Annotated in this window: 14 protein-coding genes; 5 read left to right on the top strand and 9 right to left on the bottom strand. The window is 75.6% G+C overall.

The annotated features are described in order from the left end of the window. Positions 1-817: 817 nt before the first annotated feature. On the top strand, positions 818-2,296 hold the full coding sequence (locus tag OSB71_RS11945; protein WP_265947534.1) for a histidine kinase N-terminal domain-containing protein: 1,479 nt from the start codon (positions 818-820) through the stop codon (positions 2,294-2,296). Positions 2,297-2,680: 384 nt separating this feature from the next. Here OSB71_RS11945 and OSB71_RS11940 read toward each other — a convergent pair whose 3' ends face one another. Together OSB71_RS11940 and OSB71_RS11935 are read right to left on the bottom strand one after the other, a co-directional pair. Beyond that, positions 2,681-2,938 carry a WhiB family transcriptional regulator gene (locus OSB71_RS11940; RefSeq protein ID WP_191211014.1) on the bottom strand — a complete coding sequence of 86 codons (258 nt, stop codon included), beginning with the start codon at positions 2,936-2,938 and terminating at the stop codon, positions 2,681-2,683. Between the two features lie 319 nt (positions 2,939-3,257). Next, positions 3,258-4,226 carry a diacylglycerol/lipid kinase family protein gene (locus OSB71_RS11935; RefSeq protein WP_265947359.1) on the bottom strand — a complete coding sequence of 323 codons (969 nt, stop codon included), beginning with the start codon at positions 4,224-4,226 and terminating at the stop codon, positions 3,258-3,260. Between the two features lie 83 nt (positions 4,227-4,309). On the opposite strand from OSB71_RS11935, the gene OSB71_RS11930 reads away from it, so the two are divergent. Beyond that, entirely contained in the window at positions 4,310-4,744 is a 435-nt protein-coding gene (locus OSB71_RS11930; protein WP_265947357.1) for a hypothetical protein, read from the top strand. Between the two features lie 24 nt (positions 4,745-4,768). Here OSB71_RS11930 and OSB71_RS11925 read toward each other — a convergent pair whose 3' ends face one another. The 5 genes from OSB71_RS11925 to OSB71_RS11905 all read right to left on the bottom strand — a co-directional run bounded on the left by OSB71_RS11925 (position 4,769) and on the right by OSB71_RS11905 (position 8,650). Then, positions 4,769-5,800 (bottom strand): RNA polymerase sigma factor SigF, encoded by a 1,032-nt coding sequence (locus OSB71_RS11925; RefSeq protein WP_265947356.1) that lies wholly within the window; start codon positions 5,798-5,800, stop codon positions 4,769-4,771. A gap of 38 nt (positions 5,801-5,838) precedes the next feature. Further along, complete coding sequence (locus tag OSB71_RS11920; protein ID WP_265947354.1) at positions 5,839-6,246, bottom strand: ATP-binding protein; 408 nt, start codon at positions 6,244-6,246, stop codon at positions 5,839-5,841. A 236-nt stretch (positions 6,247-6,482) separates the two neighbouring features. Further along, positions 6,483-7,055, bottom strand: coding sequence for a GNAT family N-acetyltransferase (locus OSB71_RS11915; RefSeq protein ID WP_265947352.1), 573 nt, complete (start codon positions 7,053-7,055; stop codon positions 6,483-6,485). Between the two features lie 45 nt (positions 7,056-7,100). Beyond that, positions 7,101-7,976, bottom strand: a complete 876-nt coding sequence (locus OSB71_RS11910) for a 1-aminocyclopropane-1-carboxylate deaminase/D-cysteine desulfhydrase (RefSeq protein WP_265947350.1) — start codon at positions 7,974-7,976, stop codon at positions 7,101-7,103. A gap of 83 nt (positions 7,977-8,059) precedes the next feature. Continuing rightward, positions 8,060-8,650: an N-acetylmuramoyl-L-alanine amidase gene (locus OSB71_RS11905; protein WP_265947348.1), complete on the bottom strand. Its 591-nt coding sequence runs from the start codon at positions 8,648-8,650 to the stop codon at positions 8,060-8,062. Positions 8,651-8,804: 154 nt separating this feature from the next. Between OSB71_RS11905 and OSB71_RS11900 the strand changes: the two genes are divergently transcribed. Then, positions 8,805-9,992: a methyltransferase gene (locus OSB71_RS11900; protein WP_265947346.1), complete on the top strand. Its 1,188-nt coding sequence runs from the start codon at positions 8,805-8,807 to the stop codon at positions 9,990-9,992. Here the strand turns inward: OSB71_RS11900 and OSB71_RS11895 are convergent. Further along, positions 9,958-10,419 (bottom strand): NUDIX domain-containing protein, encoded by a 462-nt coding sequence (locus OSB71_RS11895; protein ID WP_265947532.1) that lies wholly within the window; start codon positions 10,417-10,419, stop codon positions 9,958-9,960. The two genes, OSB71_RS11900 and OSB71_RS11895, sit on opposite strands and share 35 nt — an antisense overlap. A gap of 320 nt (positions 10,420-10,739) precedes the next feature. After that, positions 10,740-11,423, bottom strand: coding sequence for a snapalysin (gene snpA, locus OSB71_RS11890; protein ID WP_265947344.1), 684 nt, complete (start codon positions 11,421-11,423; stop codon positions 10,740-10,742). Between the two features lie 257 nt (positions 11,424-11,680). Between snpA and OSB71_RS11885 the strand changes: the two genes are divergently transcribed. Together OSB71_RS11885 and OSB71_RS11880 are read left to right on the top strand one after the other, a co-directional pair. Further along, positions 11,681-12,646, top strand: a complete 966-nt coding sequence (locus OSB71_RS11885) for a LysR family transcriptional regulator (RefSeq protein ID WP_265947342.1) — start codon at positions 11,681-11,683, stop codon at positions 12,644-12,646. 141 nt (positions 12,647-12,787) lie between these two features. Beyond that, positions 12,788-14,050 carry a S8 family peptidase gene (locus OSB71_RS11880; protein ID WP_265947340.1) on the top strand — a complete coding sequence of 421 codons (1,263 nt, stop codon included), beginning with the start codon at positions 12,788-12,790 and terminating at the stop codon, positions 14,048-14,050. Positions 14,051-14,455 lie beyond the last annotated feature (405 nt).

Here is a 14,455-nt window from a genome sequence, read left to right as displayed (position 1 = left end):
ACCGCCCCGCGCGGCCGGCCCACCGCGGACGCGGCCCGCGGGAGCGGCGCCGCGCGGCCCGCCCGTCCGGCCACCGCTCCGCGTCGCTCACGGCGCGCGGCTCCCGGGCCGGCGTTCGGCTCTCCGGGCCGCGCGCTCGGCGGACTCCGGGAGGGCGCGCGGGCGGGCCTCCGGGCCGACGACGGCCCACGGCGCCCGGCGGCACCACCTGGTCGTCGGTCTTCTCCTCGGCCCGGCCGTCGGCGTCGGTCGGTCGGGCTCGGCCGACGCCGAGGGGCCGCCGCCGCTCGGACGGTGCGGGCGGCCGGAGCCCTGACGCGCGCGTTCTCCGGCGAGGGCCGCGGCCCCCGGCGTCGAGACCGACGAGTGCCGCCCCGCGCCGCGCCCTGCCCGGACCGGAGCGCGCGCCGTCCGCGCCGCCGCCGCGCCGCCCGGGCCGTGTCGGCGCCCTGACGCGCCGGGTTCGGCCCCGGCGGCGCGCGGTGGGCCGCCGAGCCGCCCGGGCCCGCCGGGCGCGCGTCCCGGGCGGGGAGCGCCGTGGTCCTCGGCGGGCGCCGCCCCCGGACCGCGTCCCGGGCATGGACACGGCTATTGGTCTAGTCCACAATGGAGGTACCGACTTCCGCCCTCCCCGCACAGGAGGGCGGAACACGGGGCCCGCGGCGTTCTCTGCCCTGACTGCGCCGGGCCCCCAGTCGCTCCGGGCTGCGGTGCCGGGTGGGTTGAGGGTCCCGCCCAGGCGCCGCGGCCCGAAGTGCCTCCCGGCCCGCTCGCGCCGGCCGCGACCGGTGGCGGTTACCCTCGGGCCGTGCCCTCCATGAACGACCTCGTACGCCAGCACACCGCCCTCGGGGAAGCGGACCTGGACTGGCTGCACCTGCTGGTGTCCGAATGGCAGCTCCTGTCGGACCTCTCCTTCGCCGACCTGGTGCTGTGGGTGCCCACCCGCGACGGCACCCGGTACGTGTCCATCGCCCAGATGCGGCCGAACACCGGGCCGACCTCCTACCAGGACGACATGGTCGGCCACCTCGTCCCGCGCGGGCGCCGGCCGCTGCTGGACTCCGCGCTCGACGAGGGACGCATCGTCCGCGAGGGCGACCCGGAGTGGCGCGAGGAGGTCCCGGTGCGCGTCGAGTCGATCCCGGTGCGCCGCGCGGGGCGGGTGCTGGGCGTCATCGCGCGCAACACCAACCTGCTCACCGTCCGCACGCCCAGCCGGCTGGAGCTCACCTACCTGCAGAGCGCCTCCGACCTCGCGCAGATGATCGCCGCCGGCGGGTTCCCCTTCCCGGAGCAGCAGGGGGACATGGACGTCTCCCCGCGCGTCGGCGACGGGCTGATCCGGCTGGACGCCGAGGGGCACGTCCAGTACGCCAGCCCCAACGCGCTGTCGGCCTACCACCGCCTCGGGCTGGCCGCCGACCTGGTGGGCCTGCACCTGGGCCAGACGACGGCCGACCTGGCCCCCGCGCGCGGGCCGGTGGACGAGTCGCTGGTGAAGCTGGCCAGCGGCTGGGCGCCGCGGGAGGCGGAGATCGAGGGCGACGAGTGCGTGGTGCAGCTCCGGGCCATCCCCCTCAAGCCCAAGGGCACCCGCATCGGTTCGCTCGTCCTGCTGCGCGACGTCACCGAACTGCGCCGCCGGGAGCGGGAACTGCTCACCAAGGACGCGACCATCCGGGAGATCCACCACCGGGTGAAGAACAACCTCCAGACCGTCGCCGCGCTCCTGCGGTTGCAGGCCCGGCGCATCGGCGCCAGCGGGGACGACCGGGCGCGCGAGGCCCTGGAGGAAGCCGTGCGCCGGGTGGGCTCCATCGCCATCGTGCACGAGACGCTCTCGCAGAACCTGGACGAGCGCGTCGACTTCGACGAGATCGCCGACCGCGTGCTGGCGATGGTCGCGGAGATCGCGCCCGGCAAGGTGACCGGGCGGCGCACCGGCCGCTTCGGCATCCTGGCCGCCGAAGTGGCCACCCCGCTGTCCATGGTGCTCACCGAGGTGCTGCAGAACGCGCTGGAGCACGGCTACGGCCCAGGCGAGCTCGGCACGCTGGAGGTGGGCGCGGTGCGCGGCGCGGCGGGCGGTGAGCCGCGGCTGCTGGTGACCGTGCAGGACGACGGGCGCGGCCTCCCCGCGGACTTCGACGCGCGGACCTCGGGCAACCTCGGGCTGCAGATCGTGCGCACGCTCGTCGAGGGTGAGTTGGGCGGCACGTTCGACATGGTGAGTGCGGGGGAGCGGGGCACGCGCGTGCTGTTCGACCTCCCGGTCCCGGCGGACAAGCGCTGACGGCCTTGCGCCGGGCGCGGCCCGCGGGCGTCCGGCGCCGCCGGTCGGGGCGGCCCGGACGGGGCCGCGTGCGGGGGCCGGGGCGGCGGCCGAGCGCCGACGGCCGGGCTCTCGGACGGCCCCGGGGCCTTGGACGGGGCCGGGGGCAGACGGCCGGGGCCCGGGGCCGGGGGCGTGCGCTGAGGGCCGGAGGCGGACGCCCCTCCGGCGGCCGCCGGTGTGCGGGCCCGGCGCCGCACCGGGGCCGGGGCAAGCAGTGAGCCCCGTGCCGGTCCGGAGGGGCTCCGGTCGGCACGGGGCTCGTGCGTCGTGCTGTGTGCTAGCGGCGGTGTGCAACCGGCACTGCGTGCTGCGGCTCGGGGCAGCGGGCGGCCCTGGCGAGCGTCAGGCGGTGGCCTTCCGCGCGCGGTTGCGGGCGGCGCGGCGCTTCATCGCGCGGCGCTCGTCCTCGCTCAGACCACCCCAGACACCGGAGTCCTGGCCGGACTCCAGGGCCCACTGCAGGCACTGCTCCTGAACGGGGCAGCGGCGGCAGACGGCCTTGGCTTCCTCGATCTGCAGCAGCGCAGGACCGGTGTTGCCGATGGGGAAGAAGAGCTCGGGGTCTTCCTCGCGGCAAACGGCGTTGTGACGCCAGTCCATGGCTGCTCCATCTCCTACGCGGGGTGTACGTGGCTTGTGAATGTGAACGCTTTCACGAATCCCTCGACAAGTGAAGGCACCGACCAGCAAATGTGATGCGGGTCCCATGTGTTTGTGGAGGGGGTTCGGGCGGTTCCGGGAGCCCACCAAGGGGCGGCTGTCCCGATCGCCATGAAGAGACTCGCAAACCTCGGCGGCGGATACAACCCCTTCCGGCAATCTTTTTTTGATTCCTTGGTGTCGCTTGGCTCACAGCCGTACTTCTAGTGGGTGGAGCCTGGTCTAAACGTTCGAGTGGAAGGACTTTTGGGCGTTCGACTTACACAATCACACGCAGTGCACGCCGAACGCCTGTGAAGCTGACGCTCGTACGGAGCCCCAGGTGGTCACCGTCCATCTGAAACGGCAACGGCACCTGCGAATGCAAGGTGAAGGCCGCCACATCGTGCAGCGACACGGCGTGCTTTCCGCGGGGTCCCCGCTCCGGCGACGACGTCAGCAGCTGGGTGCCGTAACGGGCCACCGCCGCCGACGAGAGCCGGGTGAGCCCCAGCACGTCGAGCGCCGTGTCGAACGACGCCGCCGGCGCCGCGTACACCGCTTTGTCGCCCAGGTACGTCCAGGGCGCGGTGTTACAGACTATGGACGCCGCCAGCCCCTCGACTGGTTCCCCGCCCGGCCGTTCCAAAACGATCGTTCCCCGCCTGCGGTGCGGATCGCCCACGAACTGCCGGAGCACCTGGCGCACATAGAGGGCGTGCGTGGAGCGTTTGCCGCGCTCGCGCTGCTGCTCCACGCGCCCCACCACGCCCGCGTCGAACCCGAACCCGGCGCAGAAGGTGAACCAGCGGCCCGGCACCCCGGCGTCCACCGTGCCCGCGGTGCCGTCGGCGAAACCCAGCCCGACCGTGCGGCTGCTCCCGGACTCCAGCGCGCTCAGCAGGGCGCCGGTCGCCTCCACCGGGTGGTTGGGCAGCCCGAGGGCGCGCGCGAAGACGTTGGTGGAGCCCCCGGGCACGACGGCGAGCCGGGGCAGCCCCTCCGGGTCCGGGCCCCGGTGCAGCAGGCCGTTGGCGACCTCGTTGACCGTGCCGTCGCCGCCGAGCGCGATGACCAGTTCGACCTGGCCCTCCTCGGCCGCCTGCCGGGCCAGCTCCCGCGCGTGGCCGCGGTGGGTGGTGCTGACGACGTCCAGCTTGAGGTCGCTGGCCAGGGCGTGGGCCAGCACGTCGCGGGTGCGCGCGCTGGTACTGGTCGCCTTCGGATTCACCACGAGGAGTGCGCGCATGCTGTGCAGGTTACCGACTTCGGGTCACCCCGGGTCCGGGCGCCTGACGCCCGGACCCGGGGGCGCCCGGTTACGCTGGCGGGGTGAGTGGCGAGGCAGTGGAGAAGACGGCCGGGGCGCGGCCGGCGCGGGTGAGCGTGGCCGCCGGCCTGGTCGCGGCCGAGGGTGTCACCGTCGCCGGATGGGGGGCCGCCATGCTGGTGCTGGCCGTCACGGGCACCCCGGACGGTCTGACGCAGGCCCTCACGGGCGGCCTCACCGTGCTGGCCCTGGCGCTGCTGCCGCTGATCACCGCGCGCGGCCTGTGGCGGCTGCGCCGCTGGAGCCGGGGCCCGGCGATCCTCACGCAGCTCCTGGCGCTGCCCGTCGGCTGGCAGATGGCCTCCAGCACCGGCGGCTGGGTGCCCGCTGGGCTGGCCGTCGCGGCGGTCGCCATCGCCGTGCTGGTGTGCCTGTTCCACACGGCGGCCGCCACCGCCCTGGGCGTGCCGACGGGCCGGGCGGCCCGGGAGCCGTGAACGCCGCCCGCCGGGCGCGGGCCGTCACTCCTCGACGAGCAGCTTGTCCCGGAGCTGGGCGAGCGTGCGGGCCAGCAGGCGGGAGACGTGCATCTGCGAGATGCCGACCTCCTGCGCGATCTGGGACTGGGTCATGTTGCCGAAGAAGCGCAGCAGCAGGATCTTCTTCTCCCGCGGCGGGAGCTGCTCCAGCAGCGGCTTGAGCGACTCGCGGTACTCCACGCCCTCCAGCGCGTCGTCCTCCGCGCCGAGGGTGTCGGCCACGGCCGGGGACTCGTCGTCGGTGTCCGGCACGTCCAGCGACAGGGTGCTGTAGGCGTTGGCCGACTCCAGCCCCTCCAGCACGTCCTCCTCGGAGATCGACAGCCGCTGGGCCAGCTCGTGCACCGTGGGCGCGCGGCCGTGCTGCTGCGAGAGCTCCGCCGTCGCCGAGGACAGTGACAGCCGCAGTTCCTGGAGGCGCCGGGGCACCCGCACCGCCCAGCCCTTGTCCCGGAAGTGCCGCTTGATCTCGCCGACGACGGTGGGGGTGGCGTAGGTGGAGAACTCCACCCCGCGTTCGGGGTCGAAGCGGTCCACCGACTTGATCAGCCCGATCGTGGCCACCTGGGTCAAGTCGTCCAGGGGCTCACCGCGGTTGCGGAACCGGCGGGCCAGGTGCTCCACCAGGGGCAGGTGCATGCGCACCAGGCGGTCGCGCAGCTCGGCGCGCTCCGGCGCGTCGTCGGGCAGGCCGCGCAGCCGGACGAACAGCTCGCGGGCCCCCGCCCGGGCCTGCGGGCCGCCGGACGGCCCCGCGGCCGCCCCGGGCCCGCCGGGGCCGGGGTCCGTCCCGGACCCGCGAGCCCGCTGCGGCTGCTGCCCGGGTGGACCCTGGCCGGGCCCGGCCCCCGCGGGCCTGGCCCGTACCGCGGCGTCCGCCACCTGTGCCCGCTGGGTCCGCTCCGCCGGCTGACCGGGGTCGGCCGGGTGCGGTCGGGCCTGCTGTTCCGGGATCGCCGTATCCGCCGCCATGTCGTGGCGGCCGACCGGCGCGTTCGGCTCCAGGTCGTTCATACCGGCCCCCTCGTCCCGGGCCGGCCCGTGAGCATCGGTCACGATGCCCCGGGGCCGGCGCCACGCTTCTTGTGCAGGCTGATGCTGACCGTGCGGTCCTCGGCCACCGCCGAGTCCACTTCGCCGGCCAGCGCGGAGAGCACCGTCCAGGCGAAGGTGTCGCGCTCGGGGGCGCGACCGTCCGTCGTGGGGGCGGCGACCGTCACTCTCAGTGAGTCTCCGACCAGAGTGAAGACGCAGCTCAGTACCGACCCCGGAACCGCTTGCTGGAGGAGGATCGCGCACGCCTCGTCGACGGCGATGCGCAGGTCCTCGATCTCGTCGAGGGTGAAGTCCAAGCGGGCCGCGAGCCCGGCGGTGGCCGTCCGCAGCACTGACAGGTAGGCACCCGCCGCGGGCAGTCGGACCTCGACGAAGTCCTGCTCCGCACCTACGATCTGGGACACCCTCACCTCCAAGGTGATGCACACTGGTTGGGCTGCCCCGCCCGCCGGCGGCGCTCCCGGAGGGCCGGGGGCCGGTGACGGGCGCGAGCAGAAGGTTCCGCCTGCGACGCTATCGCGATCCGTGGCATGCTGTCCCCAGGACGCCGTCGCGCCGCCCCCTACCGATGACGTAACCCATCGTAAACACATGGGCACTGTCCGTGGCTAGGGGTGGGGCGGTATCAATTACGAGAAGACTACGCTGTGTTGCCGCCGACCGAAGCGTCGGCCGCCGGTCGCGCCGCGGGGTCGCTCCCGCCCCCCGCCTTTGGGCCCGCACCGCGCGGGCGGCTCCGCGCCAGCGCCCGCAGCGGGGCACCGGCCAGCCGGAACACCGTCCAGTCGGACATGGGCTCCGCGCCGAGCGAGCGGTAGAAGCCGATGGACGGCTCGTTCCAGTCCAGCACCCACCACTCGAAGCGCTCGTAGCCCCGCTCCACGCAGATCTCCGCGAGCGCGGCCAGCAGCGCCTTCCCGTGCCCGCCCCCGCGCGCGTGGGGGCGCACGTACAGGTCCTCCAGGTAGACGCCGTGCGTGCCCGTCCAGGTGGAGAAGTTGCGGAACCACAGGGCGAAGCCGACGGGCACGGGCCCCGCGTCCCCCGGCTCCTCGGCGACGAGGGCGTAGACGGCCGGATGCGGGCCGAACAGCGCCTCGCGCAACTGCTCCTCGGTGGCCCGCGCGTGCTCCGCGGCGCGCTCGTACTCCGCGAGTTCGCGGACCATGTTCCGGATGACGGGCACGTCGTCGGGGGTGGCGGCTCGGATCATGGGGCAAAGGTTAGCCGGACGCCGCCCCGGTGCGGCGGGCGCGGTTCACCCCGTGATCACGGCCGCGACGCGCGTGCCGGGCGGAAAGGCCCCCTCGGTCGCGCGGGTGGTCAGGCCGAGGAGCAGCTTGGCGACGTAGACGCGGTCCAGGGCGAGCCCGTGCCGCTGTTCGAAGTCGTCGGCGAACCGCTCCAGCTCCGCCGTCGTGCGGGCGTAGCCGCCGCAGTGGAAGCCCTCGTCCAGCCGCCAGGAGCCGCGCGGACCGCCGAAGGCCGACCCCTGCAACCGGGCCACCTCCGCGCCCAGCCACCCGCCCCTGAGCACCGGGAAGCCGAGCGCCGGCGGCCCGGACGCCGCGAGTCCCGCCAGGGTGCCCCCGGTGCCGACGGCGACCGCGGCCACGTCCGCCCGTCCGGCCAGCTCGCGGCCGAGCGCCGCGCAGCCGCGCACCGCGTGGTCGTTGCTGCCGCCCTCGGGCAGCACGGCGCACGGTCCGAACCGGGCGCGCAGGGCGGCGACGTACTCCGGCTCCGCGCGGCGCCGGTAGGCGGCGCGGGAGACGAAGTGCAGCCGCATCCCGTCGGCCCGGCACCGGGCGAGGGAGGCGTTGAGCGGCCGGTCGGCCAGCTCCTCGCCGCGCACGACGCCCACCGTGGCCAGGCCCAGCAGGCGCCCGGCCGCCGCGGTGGCGCGCAGGTGGTTGGAGTAGGCGCCGCCGAACGTGAGCAGCGTGGGGTGCCCGGCCTCCAGGGCCGCCACCAGGTTCGGCACCAGCTTGCGCCACTTGTTCCCCGGGAGCGCCGGGTGGATCAGGTCGTCCCGTTTGAGCAGCAGGCGCAGCCCGCGCCGGGTGAAGCGCTCGTCGGCGCACTCGGTCAGCGGCGAGGGCAGCCGGGCGGCCAGGGCGGCGGGGAGCGTCACCCCTTGATTGTCCCCGGGCGGTGCGCGGTGCGCGGCACGCGGCGGGCCGCGGGGTGCGCCGGTGCCGGGGGCGCGCGGCGGCGTCAGCGCAGCAGCTTCCCGACGCGCTCGCGCATCGCGTCCATGGTGAAGCCCGCCGGGTCGATCTTGTAGTGCGTCCACTCCAGGTGCCCGATGACCGACCACTCGTTCCAGCCGTGGTGCCGGCACACCGCCGCCGCCGCGCGTGCGATGGCGTCCAGCTGCGCCTCGGGCCAGGGGTCGCGCCCGTCCCCGAGGTTCTCGCACTCGAATCCGTAGAAGCGCCTGTTGCCGTCGGTGTTGCGCTCGTTCGGCGTGGGGGTGCGCCGCTCGGCGATGACGGCGCGCAGCACGTCGTCGTCGCCGAGACCGGCGTGGTTCGCGCGGCCGTGGCCCACCAGGTGGACCCGGCCGTCCTTGGTGATGACGCCGTGGCACAGCGGCCCGGGCAGCCCCGGGTAGCCGTCCCGGCAGAGCTCGACGGTGCGCGCGGAGCCGTTGGTGACGGTGTGGTGGATCATCACGCCGTTCACCGGGCCCCACGGGCCCCGGTGGTTGCGGTTGTGCCTGCGCCAGTCGCCCACCTCGACCACGGTGCAGCCTTCCCGGCGCAGCGCGGTGAGCAGGGAGCCGGAGGTGATGGGAGTCGCCATACCTGTGTCCTGCCCGCTGTGGTCGTGTGATCACTCCTCGTCATGAGGGCTGATCGGGGTGCGTTCTCGGCGCCGCGATCCGGGCGTGCGCCGGGTCGTCCCCCGGCGTACGTCCGGCGGTCGGCGCCCGGAGTGCCCTGGATAGGCTCTGCGCATGGACGCCCCTCCGCCCCGCCCCCCGCTCGGCCTCCCCCTCGGCCCCGGCGGGCCCGCGCTGGGCTGGCACTCGGAGTCGGGGGCGCCGGTGCCGCGCCGCGTGGTGGAGGCCGACGACGCCCTGCGCGCGGACGAGGCCTTCCGCCTCGTCTGCGAGGGCACCGCCCTGCTGTGGCGTGGCGACTACCACGGCGCGCGGCAGCTCCTGAGCGCACTCGCCCGCCGCGCCGACCGGGCCCCGCGCCGCCGGGACGCGCGCCGCGCCGCGTCCGCCGCGACGGCCGCGACACCGTATGAGGCCTTCCACCGGCACCGGCAGGTCCAGGGCCGCCGCGCGCGCCTGCTGGGCCTGCTGCTCGTGCCGCTGACGCCGGGGCCCGAGGGGTACGCCGTGCCGCTGCGGCGGGCCCCCGACGTCCGGGCCGCCTGCGCGGCGGCCTACGGTCCGCCCGGCCCCGGCGCCCGGCCCTTCGCCGTCGCCCTGCGCGAACTCCTCGGCGTCATCGGGGCGCACGAGTGGCGCACGAAGGGGGTGCCGGTCCCCGCGCTCGGCGGTGACCGCGTCCACCCGCACTACGGCGTCTTCTCGCCCGTGCGCGGCGAGTACGTCGACCTGGTGGCCCGCGCGCCGCTGCCCGCGGACCGCCGGCTCGCCCAGGACGTCGGCACCGGCACCGGGGTGCTCGCCGCGGTCCTGGCCCGACGGGGGGTGGGCCGCGTCCTCGCCACCGACCAGGACCCGCGCGCCGTGGCCTGCGCCCGGGAGAACGCCGCGCGCCTGGGCGTGGCCGACCGCGTCGAGGTCGTCACCGCCGACCTGTTCGCCCCCGGGCGCGTCCCCCTGGCCGTCTGCAACCCGCCCTGGCTGCCGGCGAAGCCGACGTCCCCGGTGGAGGCGGCCGTCTACGATCCGGGCGGCCGCATGCTGCGCGGCTTCCTGTCCGGGCTGCCCGCAGCGCTGACCGAGGGCGGGGAGGGCTGGCTGATCCTGTCCGACCTCGCCGAACACCTGGGCCTGCGCTCGCGGGCGGAGCTCACCGCGCTCTTCGACGCCGCCGGGCTCACCGTCGCCGACCGGCTCGACGTCCGACCCGCGCACCCCAAGACGGCCGATCCCGGCGACCCGCTGCACGCGGCCCGGGCGGCCGAGGTCACCTCGCTGTGGCGGCTGACTCCCACCCGGTGAGCAGCGCCGCGCGCTCGCCCGCCCGGTAGCGGGTGACGGCCTCGTGGGTCGGCGCCACGGCGTCCCGCGGCACCTCGGACACCGGCACCCAGCGCACCTCCGCGTGCTTGTGCGGCTCGGCGTTGACCGCCTCGCCCCGCCACGCGCGCGCCGCGAAGACGACGGTGAGGTAGCCGCCGGGCGCCTGCACGCCGTGCGCGCCGTGGACGACGTGGGCCAGCTCCAGCGCCTCGGGCTCGACCGCCAGGCCGGTCTCCTCGCGCAGTTCGCGCACGGCGGCGGCGGTGACCGGCTCGCCCGGCTCGCACTTGCCCACCGGCAGGTCCCAGCGCCCCGGGGCGAACGCCGCGCGGGGGCCGCGCCGCACCAGCAGCACGCGGTCCGTCCGCTCGTCGTGCACCACGACGGCGGCGCACAGCAGACACATCGACTCGGTGGCGGGAGGCAGCACGGCGGACGCCCTCTCACGGTTCGGCTGCGGACGGTCGGTGCCCACTCTCCCATCCCCGCGGCCCCCCGGGCCACGGGGTTTTTCGTGCGCGCGAAAGGGCGCCGTGGGCCGCCCGCCCCCTCGGACGGACGGCCACGGCGCCCACGGAGCCGATCGGGCCGGCTCCCGCCGCCCGGGCTGTGCGCCCGCGCGGGCCCGTGCCGCGCCGCGCCCGGGCCGTGCCGCACCCGCCTGCGCCGGGCACGGGGGCCGCGGGGCGGCCGGTTACCTGCCGGCTACCCGCCGGCTCTTGTCGGCTACTTGTCAGCGCCTTCCTTGGCGAACGCGGACAGCGCGTAGGACCACATCGAGTTCACGCGGTTGATCTCGGTGCGGTTGGGATAGGCGTTGGTGCAGGACGGGCCGGGGCCGCCGCCGGACATCAGCTCGCTGCACGGGCCGGAGTAGTTGTCCGGCAGCCCGAGCACGTGCCCGGTCTCGTGGGAGGTGACCCGGGTGGAGTCGTAGGTCTGGTTCTGCCGGTAGTCGAGGAAGATGTAGCCGTTGCCGCGCCCGTCGGTGTAGGCGTACGAGCCGCGCCGGTCGTTGCCCTCGTAGTAGCGGAAGTCCGCGTTGCTCCCCTCGCGGAGCTGCACGCTGCTGACGGAGGAGTTCCATATCCGCGTCGAGCTGGCGATCTGCGTGCGGAAGCTCGGGGCCCGGCTGGCGTCGTAGGTGACGGTGACGGCGCTGGCGCCCGGGTTCTCGGCGTACTTCTCCATCGCCGAGGCGCGCACCGCCTCGAAGAACGCCCGCGTGGCCTGCTCGTCGGAGACGCTCGCGCTCGGACCCTTGGGCGGGGTGAACGCGGCGGTGGCCGCGCCCGACGTGCCGGCCCCGGCCTCGGGGGCCGCCGAGGTGGCCGCCGCCGGGCCCGCGGCGAGCAGTGCCGCCAGACCGACGCCGAGCGCGGCCGAGAGGGCTGTCCTGGTGTGCTGCATGGGGGGTTTCCCTTCCTCCGGCACCCGCCCGGCCGCCTGCTGTGGGGTGGCGGTGGGCCCTGAGCGCCGGATGACATCGCGGTCGACAGCGAGTGTCGGGTACATGACCAGCGGTGCGGAGGATGCCAGCCCGCGATAGGGCCGTCCTATGGGGTTGGGGCGGCACCCACTTCCCGGCCCGCGGCTCGCCGTGCCGGATCGCTTTCGCCGCCTCCCGGCTCTGGTGAGCGCGCCGGACCCGCCGTTATCCTCCGGGCGTGGAGCTGGAAGTCAGGCATTTGCGGGCGCTGTGCGCCATCGCCGACGCCGGCAGCGTCCGCGCGGCGGCCCGGCAACTGGGCATGACGCAGCCGTCGCTGACCACCCAGTTACGACGCATCGAACGCGCCCTGGGAGGCCGTCTGTTCGTCCGCGAGCGTACCGGCAGCCGGCCCACGACACTCGGCCGGACGGTGCTCAGCCGGGCCCGGCCCATCATCTCGGAGATGTCCGCCCTGGTCCTGGAGGCCCGGGAGACCGTGCGCCGCGCGGGCGAGGCGCGGCTGCGCGTCGGCAGCACCGGGAACACCGGCAGCCGCACCGTGGTCGGCTGGCTGCGCCGCCTCCAGGCCCGCTACCCGGACGTCGACACCAGCATCCACGTCGAGGTGTCCGCCAACGCGCTGCTGCGGATGGTGGACGCCGGGCAGTTGGACGCGGCGTTCGTGCACGAGGTGGCCGGCAGCCCGCTGCGCGTCCCGCCCGGCCTGGAGCAGCGTGTCCTCATCGACCGGGAGCCGCAGTTCGTGGCCCTGCCCGCCGACCACCCCGCCGCCGGGAACGAGGGGCCGTTGGACCTGGCCGACCTGGCCGGGGTCCGCTGGATGGTGGACCCCACCGCGGACGGCGAGTGGGACGGCCTGCGCCGGGTCTTCGCCGCAGCCGGGATCAACCCGAAGGTGATGCTGGGCGACTACCTCACCGGCTGGGACCTCCTGGCGGCCGGCGAGGTGGTGATCCCCTGCCAGCCGGGCACCCGGCCGCGCCCGGGGGTGCTGGTCCGCCGGCTGGCCGGAGACCCGCTCGGCGTCCGGCTCTTCCTGGCCTCCCGCCCCGGTTCCGCCCCCGGCACGGACACCGAGGAGATCTTCGCCGAACTGCGCGCCGAGTACGTCCGCATCGCCCGCGAGGCCCCGGAGTACCACGCCTGGCTCCGGGAGCACGGGAGTCCTCTGGTGGCCTGATTTCGCGTCAATCGTACGAGTGAGTTCGCTCAAGTCCGATGCGGTCTCTGACGATAAGTCAGGAAAACGGCCGTCGAGCGTGTCAGCGACACCCGGGCGCGCCCGGCTCGGCCGTGACTCCACGCACGAGAGAGGGCGCTCATGCTCCGTTCCTTCGCGCGACGGCTGGGCCTGTTCACGGCCGCCGTCCTGCTGCCCACACCCCTGGCCTTCGCCGCGCCCCCCGGGGACGCGGTGCCCGAACCCGGCCGCACCGTGCTGGCGCCGCTCTACCAGGCCGCCGACCCCATCCCCGGCCAGTACCTCGTCACCCTCGACGAGGGCGTCGACCCGGCGAAGGCCGCCAAGGACATCGGCATCGAACCGCGCCACGTCTACCAGTCCGCGATGCGCGGCTTCGCCGCCACCCTCACCGACGCCCAGCTCTCCACCGTGCGCCGGGTGGCCGGCGTGGCCACCGTGGAGCAGGACGCGGTGGTCAAAGCCGTGCACGCCCCGCGGCCGGTGCCCCCGGTCGCCCCGCACGCGGTCGCCGAGGACGCGCCCGCCGAGGGCGCGCCGGGCGGTGGCGCGCTCGCCCCCGCCGAGAGCTGGGGCCTGGACCGCATCGACCAGCGCGACCTCCCGCTGGACGGCGACTTCACCGTGGAGCACACCGGCGCCGGGGTGACCGCCTACATCATGGACACGGGCATCGACTACGACCACGCCGAGTTCGGCGGCCGCGCGGTGCCGGGCTTCGACGCCGTCGGCGACGGCCGCAACGGCGCGGACTGCAACGGCCACGGCACGCACGTCGCCGGAACCGTCGGCGGGGAGACCTACGGCGTGGCGCGCGAGGTGCAGCTCGTGAGCGTCCGCGTCCTGAACTGCGAGGGCAGCGGCAGCACCAGCGACATCGTCGCCGGGTTCGACTGGGTCGCCGCCAACGCCGACCAGCCCGCCGTGCTCAACGCCTCGCTGGGCGGCTCCTACTCCTACGCGACGAACGCCGCCGCCGACTCCCTGGCCCGCTCCGGCGTCCTGCCGGTGGTGGCGGCGGGCAACGAGGCGCAGAACGCCTGCAACGTCTCGCCGGCCAGCGCCCGCCTCGCCTTCACGGTCGGCGCGACGGACCGGCGCGACGCGGAGGCCGAGTTCAGCAACTACGGCCCCTGCCTGGACCTGTACGCGCCCGGGGTGGACATCGTCTCCGCTCAGCTCGGCGGCGGCTCCACCACCAAGAGCGGCACCTCCATGGCCGCGCCCCACGCGGCGGGCGTGGCCGCGCTGTACCTGGACCAGAACGGCCAGACCCCGCCCGGTGCCCTCGCCTCCTGGCTGAAGCGCACCGCGAGCATGGACAAGGTGCGCGACATCGGCCCCGGCTCGCCCAACCGTCTCCTGTACACCGACGGCCTGTAGGCCACCGCGCCAGCCCCCGCCCCCGGCTCCGGCCTCCGGCCGCGCCGGTCCCTCCGCCCCCGGTCGCGCCCGCGCGCGGCACCGGGGGCGGAGGCGTGCCCCGGCACCCCGGCCACGGTGCTCGGCGTCCGCTCACGGAAGACGGGGCGCCGCTCGGGGGGCGGGCCGTCCGCCCTGGGCACGGGGGACGGCGGCGGCCATGGTGGCCGGGGCCCGTCCGCGGTGGGCCGGGGCCCGTCCGCGCCCCGCGTGCGCCGCACGTCCGGCCGTGCCCCACCGCCCGCGTTTGGCAGCCGCGCGCCTCACCACTTCGCGTGAACAAGCGCCAGGAGTCCGGGGCGTCACGCCGTGCGGGGGAACGGTCACCTCACGTGTGCAGTGGGGAAGGCGCGCCGGTGGCCCGCC

It is taken from the genome of Streptomyces marinisediminis (genome assembly GCF_026262575.1).
GTDB classification, from domain to species: Bacteria; Actinomycetota; Actinomycetes; order Streptomycetales; family Streptomycetaceae; genus Streptomyces; species Streptomyces marinisediminis.
Note: the sequence above shows the minus strand (reverse complement) of the source record. Positions and strands in the feature narration are given on the sequence as shown.